Consider the following 15,316-nt stretch of genomic DNA (forward strand, 5'->3'; position numbering starts at 1 on the left):
GGGTCAGACCTCCAGGAAGGCGTCGAAGGCGGGCGGGAGCCGCTTCCAGGCCTCGCGGCCCTCGGCGTACTCCGCGTCGGTGAGCAGGCAGGAGTCGAGCAGCTCGGCGAGCCCCTCGCGGTCCAGCCCGGGTGAGGTGAAGACCAGGTGCTGGCAGCGGTCCCCGTGCTCGGGGTCCCAGTCCAGCGCGGCCGCCGCCCGCCGCACGGGCGGGACCATCTCCCAGGCGGCGTCCGGCAGCGAGGCGAGCCACGGGCCGGTGGGCTCGACGCACAGGGCACCGCCCGCCGCGTCCCAGGCCAGCAGCGTGTCCGGCCGGTCGGCCAGCCAGAACCGCCCCCGACTGCGCGCCGCCGCGCAGGCCAGGTCCTCCAGCGCCGCGAACAGCCGCTCCGGGTGGAACGGCCGGCGCCGGTGCCACACGTAGGTGCCGACGCCGTGCGCGTCCGCCTCCTGCGGCAGCAGCGCACAGGCCGGGTGCTGCGCGGCCGCCGCGGCCTCGACGTCGAACCCCGCCAGCGCGGCGGCGGCCGGGTCGCCGTCCGGCACGGGCACCCGGCGGGCTGTCGGGTGGAGCTGGTCGAGCAGCGCCCGGTCCTCGTCGTCGGCCTCGGGACTGTCCAGCACGGCGAGCACGGGCGCGTACTCCAGCTGGCGCGCAAAGGTGTCGGCGACGGTGCGCCGGTCGGTGGTGGCCGCGGCCAGCCCGACGTCGGCGAGGTCGTCGCCGTTGCCGAGGCAGGGCAGCAGCAGGGCCGGGTCGACGGCGGTGATGACGGAGCTGACGGTCAGCCCGGCCGTGGCGACGACCTCGGCCATCGCCTTGGGCTCGACGGAGTCCCACAGCTCGACCACCGCCAGGCGGGTCGCTCCGGCGACCGCCAGCCGCCGCAGCTCGGGCACCAGGTCCTCGCGCAGGGCGCAGCACGCGCAGTCGTTGACCAGCGGCGCGCCGGCCGTCGACAGGACGCCGGTCGCGTCGCGCACGGTGCGGGTGACGGTGCCCCCGGTCGCGGTGGACAGGTCGTGGTGGAGCGCCACGCTGCCGGGGACGCTGGTCAGCAGCCGCTCCACGGCGGCCCTCCGGGCGTCGGCGTGCAGTCCGCCGACGAGGGCGACGGACAGCATCAGCGGGCCCCGCGGGTCCGGCCGTAGCGCTGTTCGAACCGCTCCACGCGTCCGGCCGTGTCGAGCACGCGCGCGTGGCCCGTGTAGAAGGGGTGGCTCGCGGAGGAGATCTCCACGTCGACGACGGGGTACATGTTGCCGTCCTCCCACTCGACCGTCGTGTCGCTGGTGGCGGTCGACCTGGTCAGGAAGGCGAAGCCGCCCGCCTTGTCACGGAAGACGACGGGCTCGTACGGGGGGTGGATTCCGGGCTTCATGGCGGGTCAGCGCTCCTCTCGGAAGTCGACGTGACGGCCGGCGACCGGGTCGTACTTGCGCAGGGTCATGCGGTCGGGGTCGTTACGGCGGTTCTTGCGGGTCACGTAGGTGTAGCCGGTGCCGGCGGTGGACCGGAGCTTGATGACCGGTCGTAGTTCGTTGCGGGCCATGGGGTTAGAGTAAATGGAAATGGTTTCCATTTCCAAGACGATCGTCAGAGAGGTAGGTCACCCGTGTCCGCCCACTGCCAGCTGACCGGCGCCCGGCCCGGTTTCGGCAACCGCGTCTCCCGTTCACACCGGCGCACGCCCCGGCGTTTCGACCCCAACATCCAGCGCAAGCGCTACTGGCTGCCGAGCGAGGGCCGATACGTCCGGCTCACCCTCTCCGCCAGGGGCGTCAAGGCCGTCGACGCCATCGGCATCGAGGCCGCCGTGGCCCGCGTCCGTGCCCGCGGGGTGAGGATCTGATGGCCAAGAAGAGCAAGGTCGCGGCCAACGAGCGCCGCAAGGAGGTCGTCGCGCGGTACGCGGCCCGCCGAGCGGAGCTGAAGGAACTCGTCCGCCGGCCCGGCACCCCGCCGGCCGAACGGCTCGCAGCCCAGGCCGAGTTGCGCCGCCAGCCGCGCGACGCCAGTCCCACGCGGGTGCGCAACCGCGACAGCGTGGACGGCCGCCCCCGCGGCCACCTGCGGCGGTTCGGCCTCTCCCGGGTGAACGTGCGGCAACAGGCGCACGCCGGGTTCCTGCCCGGGGTCACCAAGTCGTCCTGGTAGCAGGCGACTACCGGCTGGTAGCTTGGCGCGCGTTTCCGGCACCGACGTTGGGGAGACGTGGCGTGGACGCGCACAGGCTCGTACGTACCGGAGGCGTCGCGGCGGCGGGCCTCACCGCCCTGCTCGTGCTGGCCGGCTGCGGCGGCGGCCCGGCCGGCGACGGCGGCCGCGACGCCACCGGGGCCCCGGCCGCCGGGGCCACCGCCGGCGGGCACCCCCCGGCGAGCCCCGCGCCGTCACCCACGCCCACCCCCTCCGCCCCTCCGGTCACCGCCGGCGCGGTGGAGGGGTCGTGGGTGGGCCTCACCGACGGCAGGCCCGTCAGCCTCACCGTCAAGAAGGGCCACGCCCTGGTGCTGGCCGACGCCCACGTGTGTCAGGGCACCGCCCGCGGCACCGGCCCCGTCACACTCAGCCTCACCTGCGACGACGGCTACACCACCCGCACCAAGGGCACCGCCGCAACCACCCGGGACACGCTGGTCGTCACCTGGTCCGGCGGCACGAAGGACACCCTCGCCAAGGCGGCCCCGCCCCAGGGCACTCCCTCCCTGGTGGCACCACCCCCCAGCACGCCACCCACGCCCTGAGCCCAGCCCCCGCGCCGGGCGCACGACCTGATCCCGATCCCCGGACGCCGCCCACGACACGCCCCTACGCCTCCTCCCGCTCCTCCAGCGCGGCCGAGAACGCCTCCAGGGCCTCCAGCAGCAGCCGTGCGCCGTTGCGGACGACCGGGTCGGGCACCGTCTCGGCGTCCCAGCGGGCGACGGCGTCGCGCACTTCGTCCCAGCGCGGGACCCGGCGTTCGCGGACGGCCTTCGCGCCCTGCCGCGTGGCGTGCCGCAGCGCCTCCGCGAGACCGGCGGCGGCCGGGAGGGGAGCCGCGTCGCGGTCCGGGAGGTGGGCCTCCACCAGCATGGCGACCCGGCCGAACTGCGCCAGGGCGTCACCCGCGTCGGCGGCCGTGGCACGCGACAGCCCCCGGTGCCGGACCGGTTCGAGGGCCGCCCGTTCGACCGCCTCCTGCCAGGCCACGCGCGCGTCCCGGGTGGCGAGCAGGGCCTCACGCACCGCGCCGGTGCCGCGGGCCGCCGGGTCGGCGTGGTGGGCGACCACCTGGGCCGCGTACCGCCCGTCGGCGGCCAGCCAGTCGGCCAGCCGGGTGCGCAGGCGGGGCGTCTCCCAGGCGGGGTACAGGGCGTACGCCAGCATCGCCAGGGCTCCGCCGAGGAGGGTCAGCACGACCCGTTCGGGGACGGTCTGCGTCCACTCCGTACCGCCCATGCCCAGCAGGAACACCACGTACGCCGAGGTGCAGACCTGGGCGACCGCGTACCCGGTGCGCATCAGCAGGTACATCCCGAAGGCGCAGACCACCGCGAGGGCCGCCGAGGTGTACCGGCCCGGGTGCGCCGCCTGGAGCACGCCCGTGGCGAGGGCGACGCCCAGCAGGGTGCCGCAGAAGCGGGCGACGCAGCGGGAGTAGGTCTGGGTGAAGTCGGGGCGCATGGCCATGACGGCGGCCAGCGGGGCCCAGTAGCCGTGGCCGAGGGGCAGGGCCGTGCCGATGGCCCAGCCGCCGGTGGCGACGGCGCTGACGCGTACCGCGTGCCGGAAGACCGGCGAGGCGGGGCGCAGTTCGCCGCGGACGGTGCGCAGGGCGCCGGGCAGCAGTTCCCAGAGGGTGGGGCGGGAGCGCAGCTCGGCCGTGTCGGTCCGGTCGGTGGGTGTGGCCGTTTCGGTGACGTCCTCCAGGAGGGCGGCGAGGCGGAGGGCCGCGCGGCGGGCGGGGCCGGTCAGGACGGCTTCCGTGTCGGGTGTGCGCAGTGCGGCGAGTGCGGCTGGCGGGATGGTGGTGGTGCGGCCGTGGCGGACGGCGTGGGCGGCGGTGTCCAGGACGGAGCCGGCGGCGGCGAGCAGTTCGCGTACCCGGTCGCGCTGGGGGCCCTCGCGCGGGACGCCGACGGCCGGGTCGGCGAGCGAGGCGAGGACGGGGCGGATGCGTTCGGCGAGCCCCCGCGCGCCGTGGAGTTCGGCGGGGCGGCGGCGGGCCTGGCGAGGCGTCACGGCGGCGGCGTTACGGGCGGTCATGAGCGGGACCGGGTCGAAGGGGGCGTACGGGTCGTGGCGCAGGCGCCGGGCGTAGTCGGCCTCGGCGGCCAGCGCGTCGGCGAGCGCGTCGCGCTGGGCGCCCCAGCGGCGGATGGGGACCAGGACGATCAGTGCGGCCTGGACCAGCCCGCCGGCGGCGATCATCCCGGCGTGGGCGGCGGCGTCGGCCACGGAGGTGGGCAGGGTGACGGTCACCAGCATGATCGCCACGTTGGAGGAGGCGATGATGCCGGTGGTGGGGCCGGTGGCCCAGGCGAGCCCGGCCAGGAACGTCCACAGGGCGAGCAGGGCGAGGAACAGCCCGAGGTGGGCGGCCGTCAGGTAGCCGAGGAACGTCGAGACGGCGAGGCTGGCGCCGGAGGCGAGCGCGAGGGTGGGGCGGGGGCGCCAGCTGCGCTGGAAGGTGGCGATGGCGGCCTGGAAGGCCCCGAACGCCGAGCTGACGGCGACTCCGGCGCCGAACAGGGCGAGGCTGACGCCGACCACGAGCGCCAGGCCCGCGGCGGCGCGCAGCGCGACGAGGGGCTCCAGGCGGCGCCGTTCGACCGTCAGCCCCGAACGGGCGGTGGCCTTCAGCGCTCGGAGCCAGCTCATGGGGACGAGCGTAATGGGTGGGTTTGCCCCTACTTGGGAAGCCTGCCCCGCCCGGTCCGCCCCTCGTGGTCGGTGCGCGCCCGGTCCGCCGCCGCGGTGCCGTGGCGCCAGCCCGCCTCGTCGGTGGCGCCGCGCACCCGGGTGGTGGTCGTCTCGGGGAACATCCTGTCCGCGCGGTCCGTCACCGCCACGTCCCGCGCCGCCAGCACGGGCAGCAGCGTCGGCTCCTCGTCCGCGACGCGCCGGGAGGCGGCCGCGAGCCGGTCGCCGAGCCGGTGGGCGTAGGCGAGCAGGAACGACTGGCGGAACGTCTTCGTACGCTTCCGCCCGCCCTTCCTCTGCTCCGCCTCCGCCTTCGTCATCGCGCCCGTGCCCTGCACCAGCAGCGAGGTGTACAGCAGCTCGACGACCTCCAGGTCGGGCTCGAACCCCACCACCGTCGAGAAGCCGAACGTCTCGTTCCACACCGCCCGGCAGCGGTTCGCCGACGCGACCGCGTCCAGGAGGATCGCCTTGGCCGTCTCGTAGGGCGCGTCCACGCCGATCCGTAGTGCGCCCGGCTCGTCCGCGCTGTGCGTGCGTGCCGCGAGCGCCGCCTCGTCCAGGCTGTGGCGGGCCATCAGCTCCTGGGCCTTCGCGGTGAGCGCCTCGGCCTCCTCCGGGTAGCCGGTCGCCTCCGCCTTGGCGAGCAGCGCCCGGATCCGGGCCAGCATCCGCGGCTCGCCGTGCACGGGCGCGGTGTGCGGGGCGGGCGCGCCGGGCGGCGGGCCGACCGGCTCGATCGCGGGGAGGCGGGCCAGCAGCCGGTACAGCTCCAGGACGGCGGTGGCGTACGAGAAGCGGTCCGCCCGCCAGTCGCCGTCCGGCAGGCCGGAAAGCTGCGCGGCCCACCGGGGCGGCAGCGCCGCGTACCCGCCGGTCTCCCTGACGACCAGCCCCGACACCAGCCGCACGTGGTGTTCGTCGAGGTCGCGGCGTACGAGCCGGACGACGTCGGCCGGCTGCCAGCCGCGCTGCCACGCCCGGCGCAGGAACTCCTCCCCCCGCCAGGCCAGTTCGGCGTCGGAGCCGGGGTCGGCGGCGAGCAGCGAGGCGCCCGTGTCCAGGGCGGTGTCGTCCCCCGAGTACACGGCGGCGGCCAGGGCCTCGTCGACGGTGCTCACGCGCGCGTCCCGCCCTGCCGCTCGTCGTAGGCGCGGCGCGCCTCGGCGATCCGCGGGCGGTGCTCCAGGGACCAGTCGACGAGCGCCTTGATCAGGTGCGTCATGCTGTGCCCGGTCGCCGTCAGCTCGTAGTCGACCTGCGGCGGGACCGTGGCGTGCACGGTCCGGGTGACCAGGCCGTCCCGCTCCAGGCGGCGCAGGGTCAGGGTCAGCATGCGCTGCGAGATGCCGGGGACCAGTCGCTGGAGCTCCTTGAACCTCCGTACGCCCGCGGCCAGTTCGACCACGACGTGCACGGTCCACTTGTCGCCCAGGCGGTCCTGCACGTCCCGTACGCCGCACTCCTCGGCGCAGCTGACCACCGAGTCGCCGGTTACCTCCGTGTGCCCGACCGACATGAAAGTGCCTCCTTACGCGTACGCCGCTCCCTGGTGACCATGGTCGCAGTCCTCGAACGAAAGGAACGTCCATGCTGCTGGTCACCGGTGCCTCGGGCGGGCTCGGCTCCCTGGTCGCCGCGGGGGTCGCGGGCCGTGACGACGTCGTCCTCGGGACCCGGGCGGCCGGGGTCCCCGGCGCCCGCCGGGTCGACTTCGACGACCCGGCCTCGCTGCCGCCCGCCTTCGCCGGGATCGGCACGCTGTTGCTGATATCGGCGGGGTACGGGGAGGACGACACCGTCGTCGCCCGCCACGAGGCCGCGATCTCGGCGGCCGAGCGGGCCGGGGTGGGCCATGTCGTCTACACGAGCCTGTCCGGCGACGGCGACCACCTGCCGTACGCGCTGGCGCACCGCTGGACCGAGCGCCGCCTGCGCGCCTCCTCGCTGAACTGGACGGTGCTGCGCAACGGCCTGTACGCCGAGCTGCTGGCCCATCTCGCGGCCCCGGACGCCGACGGCCGGATCACCGCCCCGCTCGGCGACGGGAAGCTGGCGGCGGTCGCCCGCGAGGACCTCGCCGAGGTCGCCGCGCGCGTGGCGCTGGATCCGGCGCCACACACGGGCCGGGTGTACGAGCTGACCGGCGAACGGGCGCTGTCCGGGGCGGACCTGGCGGCCGCGGTCGGCGCCTCGTACGCACCCGCGCCGCTGTCCGCCGCCCGGGCGGCCCTCACCGCCTCCGGCGCCGCACCCTTCCAGGTCCCCATGCTGGTCGGTACGTACTCGGCGATCGCCCACGGCTTCATGGACGGCACGGCGGTACGCAGCGACCTGCCGGCCCTGCTGGGACGCGAACCGCGCTCCGCGCGGGAGGTGTACACGGCGTCGGTGCGCGCACCCGTACCGGGCCGGTAGGGCTGGCCCTACCGCGAAAACACCTGCCAGCGGTCGTGATCGCGGGCCCCGGAAGCGGTGTCCTTGAGACATGACCACAACCGCTGTACGGCTCACCGCCCTTCGCCGCACCTATCGCGACGTCACCGCCCTGGACGGGGTCGACCTCGGTTTCCGCGCCGGGTCCTTCACGGCCGTCATGGGCCCGTCCGGGTCCGGCAAGTCGACGCTGCTCCAGTGCGCCGCCGGGCTCGACCGGCCGACCGGCGGGCGCGTCGAGATCGACGGGACCGACCTGGGGGCCCTGAGCGAGCGGCGGCTGACACTGCTGCGGCGGGACCGGATCGGCTTCGTCTTCCAGGCGTTCAACCTGCTGCCGTCGCTGACCGCCGCGCAGAACGTCGCGCTGCCGCTGCGGCTCGCCGGGCGGCGCCCCGCGCGGGCCGAGGTGCGCGCGGCGCTCGCGCGCGTGGGGCTGGCCGACCGGGCGCGGCACCGGCCCGGTGAGATGTCGGGCGGGCAGCAGCAGCGGGTGGCGATCGCCCGGGCGCTGATCACCCGGCCCGCCGTGCTGTTCGGCGACGAGCCGACGGGGGCGCTGGACACCACCACGAGCCGCGACGTGCTGCGGATGCTGCGGGAGCTGGTGGACCGGGACGGCCAGACGATCATCATGGTGACGCACGACCCGGTCGCCGCGTCGTTCGCGGACCGGGTGGTCTTCCTGGTGGACGGGCGGGTCGCGGGGGAGCTGACGGCACCCACCGCCGAGGCGGTCGCGGGCCGGATGGCCGGGCTGGAGTCGCCGGAGCGTGCGGCGTGCTGAGTCTCGCGCTGAGCGGCCTGCGCAGCCGCTGGACGGGGTTCGCCGGCAGCTTCGTCGCGCTGGCGCTGGGCGTCGGGCTGCTGGCGACCATGGGCCTGGGCCTGGCTTCGACGTTCGACGCGCCCGAGCGGGCGCCGAAGCGGTTCGCGGCCTCACCGGTGGTCGTGATCGGTACGGACACGCTGACCGTCGGGCGGGTGACGCACCGGCTGTTCCATCCACACCCTGTGGACGCCCGGCTGCTCGCCGAACTGCGGGCGCTCGGGCCGGTGGCGACCGACGGGCGGCCCGACGCGGTGGGCGTGGACGCCGCCCCGGACGCCGTCCGCGCGGTCGTCGGCGACCGCGGCCGGGTCGTCACCGGCGACGAGCGGCGGCAGGCCGACCCGGAACCGGGACGGGACGCCGAGGCGCTGGTCACCGTGAACGCCCTGCTGGGCACGGCGGGCGGGGTCACCACCTTCGTCGCGGTGTTCGTCGTCGCGTCGACGTCCGCGTTCGCCGTGGCCCTGCGCCGCCGCGAGTTCGGGCTCCTGCGCACGGCCGGCGCGACACCCGGCCAGGTGCGGCGGGCGCTGCTCACCGAGGCGGCCCTCGTCGGCGCCACGGCCTCCGCCACCGGCTGCCTGCTCGGCTCGTGGGGCGCCCCGAAGCTGGCCCGCGCCCTGGTGGACGGCGAAATAGCGCCCGCCTGGTTCACGATCCGCGACACCGCGTGGCCGTACCACCTCGCCTTCTGGACGGGGCTGGCCGTCGCCGTCACAGGCGCCTGGGCGGCCGCCCGCCGGGCGGGGCGCACCGGCCCGGTCGAGGCGCTGCGGGAGGCCGACGTCGACAGCGGCGTCCTGCCCCTGGGCCGCCGCCTGCTGGGCGCGGCGCTGCTGCTCACGGGCGCCGTCCTGCTCGGCCGGGCACTGCTGGCCGACCCGTCGGACCTGATGGGGCGCAAGACGTACACGACCCAGCCGATGCTCCTGATCACCGGTGCGGCCCTGCTCACCCCCCTGCTGGTCCGCCCGCTGGCGCGCGCCCTGCCGCTGCCCGGCGCGCTCGGCATGCTCGTCCGGGAGAACGCGGGCGCCGCCCTGCGCCGTACCTCCGCGGTCGCCGCGCCCGTCCTGGTCACGGTCGCGCTGGCCGGTTCGCTGCTCGGCACGACCGGCACGGTCGCCGCCGCCAAGGCCGCCGAGGCACGGCAGCAGACGGCGGCGGACCACGTGGTGACCGGCGAGGACCTCCGGCCGGTGCGCGTCCCCGGGGCCACCCTCTCCCCCACCGCGACGACGGGCCTCTTCGTCCGGGACGGCGAGACGGCGGTCGTCCGGTACGAGGCCCGCGCGGTCACCGACCCGGCGGCCTTCGCGACGCTGGCGCGCCTGCCGGTCGTGGCGGGGGACCCGGCGGACCTGGACGACACGTCGATCGTCATCAACGAGGAGATCGCCGACAGCGAGTCCGGCCACCGCACCGTCGGTGACCGCATCGACGTCTGGCTGGGCGACGGCCGGCCGGTCTCGCTCCGCGTCGCGGCGGTCCTCGCCACCGGCACGGGCGGCAACGGTCCGTACGTCACCGCCACCCACGCCCCCGCGGCTCCGGTCGACCGCGTCGACGTACGGCTCCCGCATGGCGCCGACCCCGCCGTCCTGCGGGCCGACGGCGCCACGGTCACCCCCGTCGACGTCTGGGCGGCTCCCCGCACCAGCTCGCAGACCCGGCTCGGCCTGCTGCTGATCCTGGGCATCGCCCTGGTGTACACGGCCCTGGCGCTCGCCAACACCCTGGTGATGGCGACCTCCGTACGCGGCGGGGAGCTGCGCGCGCTGCGGCTGACCGGCGCGAGCCGCGGCCAGGTCCTGGCGGTCGTCGCGGGCGAGACCCTGCTGGCGGTCGCCGTCGGCGCGGTGCTCGGCGCGGCGGTGGCGGCGGTCAACCTCGCCGGGCTCGCCGCGGCCCTGGCCTCCCTCTCGGCGCCGGCGGCGGTCACGGTCCCCTGGGCGACGGTGGGCCTCGCGCTCGGCGGCTGCGCCCTGGTCGCGGTCAGCGCGGCCACCCTCAGCGCCGCCCGTACGGTCCGCTGACCGTCCGGCCGATTGTCAGTGCCGGGTGCCAGACTCGCGGGTGTGAGCGATCGCTGGCTGGTGGACGGCACCGAGGGCGGCGGGGCGCGGCTCGTCCCCCTCGGTGGGGACGGCCTGCCCGCCGGTCCCGTGCTGACCGAGCCGGACCTCGTCGAGGCGGTGCGGTCGCGGCCGGACGTCGGCCGGTGGGTGTGGCGGTCCACCGGCGCCGTCTACCCCCGGCTGCTGGCCGCGGGGGTCCGGGTGGAGCGGTGTTACGACATCGAGGCCGCCGAGCAGTTGCTGCTCGGGCACGAGGGGCGCCTGGGCGAGCCCCGCTCGGCCGCGGCGGCCTGGGCGCGGCTGCACGACCGGCCCGTACCGCCCGATCCGCCGCTCAGGGCGGCCGAGCCGGGCGCGCACGCGCAGTCGTCCCTGTTCGAGCCGGAGCCCGCGACGGAGGTGCCCTTCGAGGCGCTCCTGGAGGTGTACGAGGACCAGCACCGAAGACACGCGGCCGCCGGGCACCCGGGGCGGATGCGCCTGCTGACGGCGGCCGAGTCGGCGGGGATGCTGGTGGCCGCCGAGATGAACCGGGCGGGGTTGCCCTGGCGGGCGGATGTCCACCGGGCGGTGCTGCACGAGCTGCTGGGCGAGCGGTTCACGGGCGGCGGCGAGCCGCGCCGGCTGGCGGAGCTGGCGGACGAGGTGTCGGCGGCGTTCGGGCGCCGCGTCCGCCCGGACCTGCCGGCGGACGTGGTGAAGGCGTTCACGCAGGCGGGGATCAAGGTGCGCTCGACGCGCCGCTGGGAGCTGGAGGCGCTCGACCACCCGGCGGTGGAGCCGCTCATCGCGTACAAGAAGCTGTACCGGATCTGGACGGCGCACGGCTGGAGCTGGCTCCAGGACTGGGTGCGCGACGGGCGGTTCCGGCCCGAGTACCTGCCGGGGGGCACGGTCAGCGGGCGCTGGACGACCAACGGCGGCGGCGCCCTGCAGATCCCGAAGGTCATCCGGCGGGCGGTGGTCGCCGACGACGGCTGGCGGCTCGTCGTCGCCGACGCGAACCAGATGGAGCCCCGGGTGCTGGCGGCGATCTCCCGCGACCCCGGGCTGATGGAGGTGGCCGGTCACCCCGACGACCTCTACACGCGCCTGTCCGACCGGGCGTTCTCCGGCGACCGGGAGCACGCGAAGATCGCGCTGCTGGGCGCGATCTACGGCCAGACCAGCGGCGACGGCCTGAAGAACCTGGCCGCGCTGCGCCGCCGGTTCCCCCGGGCGGTGGCCTATGTGGACGACGCGGCGAAGGCGGGCGAGGAGGGGCGGCTGGTGCGCACCTGGCTGGGCCGGACGAGCCCGCGCGCGGCGGGAGCCGGGGAGCCGGACGAGGCGGGCATCCCGCAGGAGGGCACGGAGGAGCCTTCGGCCGACGGCGAGTTCACCCCCGGGTACGCGTCGGTGAACGCCCGCGCGCGGGGCCGGTTCACCCGTAACTTCGTGGTGCAGGGCAGCGCCGCCGACTGGGCGCTGCTGATGCTGGCCGCGCTGCGGCGGTCGCTGGCCGGGATGCGGGCGGAGCTGGTGTTCTTCCAGCACGACGAGGTGATCGTGCACTGTCCGGCGGCGGAGGCCCCGGCGGTCGCCGAGGCGATCCGCACGGCCGGCGACACGGCCGGCCGGATCGCCTTCGGCGACACCCCGGTGCGGTTCCCGTTCACCACGGCGACGGTGGAGCGGTACTCGGACGCGAAGTAGGGCGACGCCCGCTGTAGGCGGCGGGACGAGCCGCCCACGCACGAGGGCGGGCCCCGCATCCGTCGTACCGGATGCGGGGCCCGCCCAGGCGGTGGTTACGCGCGCGAGGTGCGTCAGTCCTGGACCGCGACGGACGCGTTCTCCGAGATGACGTCCTCCAGGATGTGCGACAGGGCGCTGTCACCCTTGACCGCCGTGGAGTTCTCGGTGCAGGTCTGGTTCTGGGTGTCGTTGACCAGGTCCTGAACACCGACGTTGACCAGGGCAACGATGTTCTGGACGTCGGCCTGGACCGGGACGCCGACACAGGGCTTGTTGAGCGTGCCCTGGACGAGGCCGACCTGCGGGCTCTGGTGGCCGCCCGTGACCGTGTTGCCGTAGATCTGGCGGGAGAAGTTGCCGTTCTGCGTGTCGATACCGCGGTCGCCCACGGCGGCGGCCATCGGCGCGGACGCGCCGAGCACGGCCGCAGCGACGCCGGCGGTAGCCAGAACCTTCTTGATCATGGTTCATCCCATTCGTCGAGAAACCCGGTGCTCGGGTCGTGCCAGCGCCCGGCGTCGGGCGCGTGGGGGCGGGCGTCAGCCCGTTGCGGGCGTCGGCCCGCCTGCGCGTGGCGTGAACGCCACGCGGGTTACCGGCCCGCACGGCCGACGAGTCGGCCGTGCGGGCCAGTGGTCCGGCGTCAGTCCTGGACGGCGGCCGAGACGTTCTCGGAGAGGACGTCCTCCAGCAGGTGCGACAGCGCGCTGTCACCCTTGACCGCCGTGGAGTTCTCGGCGCACTGCTGGTTCTGGGTGTCGTTGAGGATGTCCTGAACACCGACGTTGACCAGGGCCACGATGTTCTGGACGTCGGCCTGGACCGGCAGACCGACACAGGGCTTGTTGAGCGAGCCCTGGATCAGCCCGATCTGCGGGCTCATGTAGCCACCGGTGGTCGTGTTGCCGTACGACTGGGTGGCGAAGTTGCCGTTCTGCGTGTCGATTCCGCGGTCACCCACGGCGGCGGCCATCGGCGCGGACGCGCCAAGGACGGCGGCGGCGACGCCGGCGGTGGCCAGAACCTTCTTGATCATGGTCCATCCTTCTCGTCGAGAGACCCGGTGCTCGGGGTCGCCCTGATCAACCGCAGGCCACCGTTTAAGTTGCGCCAGGTCACCCGAAGAGATCAATCACCTAAAAACGGATGAATCGCTTTGATGATGATGTGCTTGTCCGGGCGAGCGGGGATGTCTGACGCGGTCACGACCGGGGTACACGCACCGTATGGACTCTCTCATGACGTTCGCCACGGAATTCGCCGCTAAGGACCATGTCGTCGGGATTGGTCCACTTGTCGCCGGCATCATTCTCGTCGGATTCCTGATCGGGGCGTTCTGGCTGGGACGGCGCATCCGGAACCGCGAGCCCGCAGCTCCCAAGCGGGAGGAGCATCCGCACCGGCCGCCGGACGCCGGGCTCCCGGGTGAGGCGGAGGGTCACCGCCGGCCTGCCGAGCTGGACGAGCGCGAGGACCGGGTGATGCCGTACGAGCTGCGGCACCAGAACACCGACCCGGACGCCTCACCGCGCTCCGAGAAGGACCACAAGTGGGGCGGCGCCCCCAGCGGCGGCTTCGGCAGCGGCGGGCCGACCACCGGCGGCTGACGCACCCCCGCGACGCCGGGACGCCGGGGCCGCCCCGCGCGCCCCGGCCCGCGCGAGCGGGTACATGCCGAGGAGTCCCGGCCGTACGAGCGTGTTCCGTGCGCCCGGCGCGTCGTTTCGCCGTGGGAGCGCCGGGGCACCCGGGGGCCATGAGCAGCCCCGACACGGCCACGCACACCCCTGCCCGGGCGTCCGCCCGCGACACCGCGCGGCTGGCCGCGCAGGTCGTCGCGCCGACGCTCGCGGCCGGCGTCATCGCCCGCCGCCGCACCGGAATGGCGCTCGCCGAGCGTTACGCCGTCGACCGGCGCGCCACCGGGCTGCTCACCGAACTGCGCGGCGTCTACGGAACCGGCCCCCTGCGGGTCGACGTCGCCGGACGCCACTTCGCCGTCGTCCTGCGCGCCGGCGACGCCGCCCGCGTCCTCAACGGCTCGCCCGACCCGTACTCCCCCGCCACCCGCGAGAAGCGCGCCTCGCTGGAGCAGTTCCAGCCGCACGGGGTGCTGATCTCGCGGGGCCGGGAGCGTGACGAGCGGCGCGCCTTCAACGAGGCGGTGCTGGAGTACGGCCACCAGCTGCACAGCCTGGCCCCGCACATGGTGCGGACGGTGCGCGAGGAGACCGGCAAGCTGCTCGGCGCCACGACCGCCGGCGACGGCGAGATCGACTGGACGGCCTTCCGTACCGCCTGGGACCGCACCGTCCGCCGGCTGGTGCTCGGCGACACCGGACGCGACGACACCGGCCTGACCGCCATGCTCGGACGCCTGCGCTCCGCCGCCAACTGGTCCGGCGCCGCGCCCCGCCGCACCGGTCTGCGCGACCGCTTCGAACGCCGGCTGCGCGGCCACCTCGAGCGCGCCGAACCCGGCAGCCTCGCCGCCGCGCTCGCGGCCACCCCCGCCGCGTCCGGCACCGACCCGGCCGGCCAGGTGCCGCACTGGCTGTTCGCCTTCGACGCCGCGGGCATCGCGGCCTTCCGGACCCTGGCCGTGCTCTCCACGCACACCGCGCAGGAGACCCAGATACGCAACGAGCTGGCCGTCAACGACCTCACCGAGCCGCGCCTCCTGCCGTACACGCGGGCGTGCGTGCTGGAGTCGGTGCGCCTGTGGCCCACCACGCCGTTCGTGCTGCGCGAGTCGGTGCGCGAGACCGCGTGGGGCGAGGACGCGCTGCCGTCCGGGACCGAGTTCCTGATCTACACGCCCCTCTTCCACCGGGACGAGTCGCTGCCGTACTCCGACCGGTTCACCCCGGAGATCTGGCTGGACGGCACGGCCCAGGACACCGAGTCGCTGATGCCGTTCAGCGCCGGGCCGGGCGAGTGCCCGGGCGAGGACCTGGTGCTGCTGGTCACCTCGACCATGCTGGCCGCCCTGCTCGAACGCCACACCTACCTGCCGGAACGGCCCGGGCGGCTGCGCCCCGACCGGCCGCTGCCCCGCACCCTGGACCACTTCGGCCTGCGCTTCGCGGCCCTCCCCCACCGGCCGTGAACCACCGGTGAAAAACCGGTCGTGAGCGGCCGGCCGTGAGCTGCCGCGGTGTCGCGAACCGTGAGGTTACGGGCACCGGCTGTGACATGATGCGAGAGCCTCGCCAACGCTGCGGCTGCTGTGAACGGAAAGGTTCGGCATGGCCCCTCGCGCCGGTAAATGGCAGCGTGTGCCCCTCATCCCACAGAGCAGGCAAGCGACGGAGACCGAGA

General features: G+C 75.3%; 17 protein-coding genes. 9 read left to right on the forward strand and 8 right to left on the reverse strand.

The window, feature by feature from the left end:
- Positions 1–3 precede the first annotated feature (3 nt).
- The 3 genes from EIZ62_RS14195 to rpmG are packed head-to-tail and all read right to left on the reverse strand — an operon-like array spanning position 4 to position 1,556.
- Entirely contained in the window at positions 4–1,128 is a 1,125-nt protein-coding gene (locus EIZ62_RS14195) for a CobW family GTP-binding protein (RefSeq protein WP_156693052.1), read from the reverse strand.
- On the reverse strand, positions 1,128–1,385 hold the full coding sequence (locus EIZ62_RS14200; RefSeq protein WP_156693053.1) for a type B 50S ribosomal protein L31: 258 nt from the start codon (positions 1,383–1,385) through the stop codon (positions 1,128–1,130). Before EIZ62_RS14200 ends, EIZ62_RS14195 begins: the two co-directional genes overlap by 1 nt.
- A 6-nt stretch (positions 1,386–1,391) precedes the next feature.
- Positions 1,392–1,556, reverse strand: a complete 165-nt coding sequence (gene rpmG, locus EIZ62_RS14205; protein WP_030573688.1) for a 50S ribosomal protein L33 — start codon at positions 1,554–1,556, stop codon at positions 1,392–1,394.
- Positions 1,557–1,619: 63 nt separating this feature from the next.
- Here rpmG and rpmB point away from each other — a divergent pair, with 63 nt between their 5' ends.
- From rpmB to EIZ62_RS14220, 3 genes are all read left to right on the forward strand, one after another.
- Entirely contained in the window at positions 1,620–1,856 is a 237-nt protein-coding gene (gene rpmB / locus EIZ62_RS14210) for a 50S ribosomal protein L28 (protein ID WP_156693054.1), read from the forward strand.
- A complete protein-coding gene (gene rpsN / locus EIZ62_RS14215; RefSeq protein ID WP_156693055.1) occupies positions 1,856–2,161 on the forward strand; it encodes a 30S ribosomal protein S14 in 306 nt (101 codons plus the stop codon). The genes rpmB and rpsN overlap by 1 nt, the downstream gene beginning before the upstream one ends.
- A gap of 62 nt (positions 2,162–2,223) precedes the next feature.
- On the forward strand, positions 2,224–2,751 hold the full coding sequence (locus EIZ62_RS14220) for a hypothetical protein (RefSeq protein WP_156693056.1): 528 nt from the start codon (positions 2,224–2,226) through the stop codon (positions 2,749–2,751).
- A 64-nt stretch (positions 2,752–2,815) separates the two neighbouring features.
- Here EIZ62_RS14220 and EIZ62_RS14225 read toward each other — a convergent pair whose 3' ends face one another.
- The 3 genes from EIZ62_RS14225 to EIZ62_RS32440 are packed head-to-tail and all read right to left on the reverse strand — an operon-like array spanning position 2,816 to position 6,431.
- Positions 2,816–4,870 carry an FUSC family protein gene (locus EIZ62_RS14225; protein ID WP_156693057.1) on the reverse strand — a complete coding sequence of 685 codons (2,055 nt, stop codon included), beginning with the start codon at positions 4,868–4,870 and terminating at the stop codon, positions 2,816–2,818.
- A gap of 29 nt (positions 4,871–4,899) precedes the next feature.
- The gene (locus tag EIZ62_RS14230) at positions 4,900–6,033 is read right to left on the reverse strand and encodes a DUF2786 domain-containing protein (protein ID WP_244375675.1); all 1,134 of its coding nucleotides are present in this window, start codon (positions 6,031–6,033) and stop codon (positions 4,900–4,902) included.
- On the reverse strand, positions 6,030–6,431 hold the full coding sequence (locus tag EIZ62_RS32440) for a winged helix-turn-helix transcriptional regulator (protein ID WP_244375677.1): 402 nt from the start codon (positions 6,429–6,431) through the stop codon (positions 6,030–6,032). Before EIZ62_RS32440 ends, EIZ62_RS14230 begins: the two co-directional genes overlap by 4 nt.
- A 71-nt stretch (positions 6,432–6,502) precedes the next feature.
- On the opposite strand from EIZ62_RS32440, the gene EIZ62_RS14235 reads away from it, so the two are divergent.
- The 4 genes from EIZ62_RS14235 to EIZ62_RS14250 all read left to right on the forward strand — a co-directional run bounded on the left by EIZ62_RS14235 (position 6,503) and on the right by EIZ62_RS14250 (position 11,953).
- A complete protein-coding gene (locus EIZ62_RS14235; RefSeq protein ID WP_156693059.1) occupies positions 6,503–7,330 on the forward strand; it encodes an NAD(P)H-binding protein in 828 nt (275 codons plus the stop codon).
- A 70-nt stretch (positions 7,331–7,400) separates the two neighbouring features.
- Complete coding sequence (locus EIZ62_RS14240; RefSeq protein ID WP_156693060.1) at positions 7,401–8,135, forward strand: ABC transporter ATP-binding protein; 735 nt, start codon at positions 7,401–7,403, stop codon at positions 8,133–8,135.
- Entirely contained in the window at positions 8,129–10,216 is a 2,088-nt protein-coding gene (locus EIZ62_RS14245) for an FtsX-like permease family protein (RefSeq protein ID WP_167536376.1), read from the forward strand. The genes EIZ62_RS14240 and EIZ62_RS14245 overlap by 7 nt, the downstream gene beginning before the upstream one ends.
- Positions 10,217–10,258: 42 nt before the next feature.
- The gene (locus EIZ62_RS14250; protein ID WP_156693061.1) at positions 10,259–11,953 is read left to right on the forward strand and encodes a bifunctional 3'-5' exonuclease/DNA polymerase; all 1,695 of its coding nucleotides are present in this window, start codon (positions 10,259–10,261) and stop codon (positions 11,951–11,953) included.
- 113 nt (positions 11,954–12,066) lie between these two features.
- On the opposite strand, the gene EIZ62_RS14255 is transcribed toward EIZ62_RS14250, so the two are convergent.
- Both EIZ62_RS14255 and EIZ62_RS14260 read right to left on the reverse strand, forming a co-directional pair.
- On the reverse strand, positions 12,067–12,459 hold the full coding sequence (locus EIZ62_RS14255; RefSeq protein WP_156693062.1) for a rodlin: 393 nt from the start codon (positions 12,457–12,459) through the stop codon (positions 12,067–12,069).
- A 179-nt stretch (positions 12,460–12,638) separates the two neighbouring features.
- Positions 12,639–13,031, reverse strand: a complete 393-nt coding sequence (locus EIZ62_RS14260; protein ID WP_156693063.1) for a rodlin — start codon at positions 13,029–13,031, stop codon at positions 12,639–12,641.
- 190 nt (positions 13,032–13,221) lie between these two features.
- Between EIZ62_RS14260 and EIZ62_RS14265 the strand changes: the two genes are divergently transcribed.
- Positions 13,222–13,602 (forward strand): DUF6479 family protein, encoded by a 381-nt coding sequence (locus EIZ62_RS14265; RefSeq protein ID WP_156693064.1) that lies wholly within the window; start codon positions 13,222–13,224, stop codon positions 13,600–13,602.
- Positions 13,603–13,751: 149 nt separating this feature from the next.
- Positions 13,752–15,104 (forward strand): cytochrome P450, encoded by a 1,353-nt coding sequence (locus tag EIZ62_RS14270; RefSeq protein WP_156693065.1) that lies wholly within the window; start codon positions 13,752–13,754, stop codon positions 15,102–15,104.
- Positions 15,105–15,316: the final 212 nt, after the last annotated feature.

The sequence above is a fragment of the Streptomyces ficellus genome (assembly GCF_009739905.1).
GTDB classification, from domain to species: Bacteria; Actinomycetota; Actinomycetes; order Streptomycetales; family Streptomycetaceae; genus Streptomyces; species Streptomyces ficellus_A.

Excerpts from the sequence above, each read along its gene's own strand:
- rpsN (WP_156693055.1), top strand. The coding sequence starts at position 1,856 with ATGGCCAAGAAGAGCAAGGTCGCGGCCAACGAGCGCCGCAAGGAGGTC.
- EIZ62_RS14235 (WP_156693059.1), top strand. The coding sequence starts at position 6,503 with ATGCTGCTGGTCACCGGTGCCTCGGGCGGGCTCGGCTCCCTGGTCGCC.
- EIZ62_RS32440 (WP_244375677.1), bottom strand. The coding sequence starts at position 6,431 with ATGTCGGTCGGGCACACGGAGGTAACCGGCGACTCGGTGGTCAGCTGC.
- EIZ62_RS14225 (WP_156693057.1), bottom strand. The coding sequence starts at position 4,870 with ATGAGCTGGCTCCGAGCGCTGAAGGCCACCGCCCGTTCGGGGCTGACG.
- rpmG (WP_030573688.1), bottom strand. The coding sequence starts at position 1,556 with ATGGCCCGCAACGAACTACGACCGGTCATCAAGCTCCGGTCCACCGCC.
- EIZ62_RS14255 (WP_156693062.1), bottom strand. The coding sequence starts at position 12,459 with ATGATCAAGAAGGTTCTGGCTACCGCCGGCGTCGCTGCGGCCGTGCTC.
- EIZ62_RS14265 (WP_156693064.1), top strand. The coding sequence starts at position 13,222 with ATGGACTCTCTCATGACGTTCGCCACGGAATTCGCCGCTAAGGACCAT.
- EIZ62_RS14270 (WP_156693065.1), top strand. The coding sequence starts at position 13,752 with ATGAGCAGCCCCGACACGGCCACGCACACCCCTGCCCGGGCGTCCGCC.
- EIZ62_RS14260 (WP_156693063.1), bottom strand. The coding sequence starts at position 13,031 with ATGATCAAGAAGGTTCTGGCCACCGCCGGCGTCGCCGCCGCCGTCCTT.
- EIZ62_RS14200 (WP_156693053.1), bottom strand. The coding sequence starts at position 1,385 with ATGAAGCCCGGAATCCACCCCCCGTACGAGCCCGTCGTCTTCCGTGAC.
- EIZ62_RS14195 (WP_156693052.1), bottom strand. The coding sequence starts at position 1,128 with ATGCTGTCCGTCGCCCTCGTCGGCGGACTGCACGCCGACGCCCGGAGG.
- EIZ62_RS14240 (WP_156693060.1), top strand. The coding sequence starts at position 7,401 with ATGACCACAACCGCTGTACGGCTCACCGCCCTTCGCCGCACCTATCGC.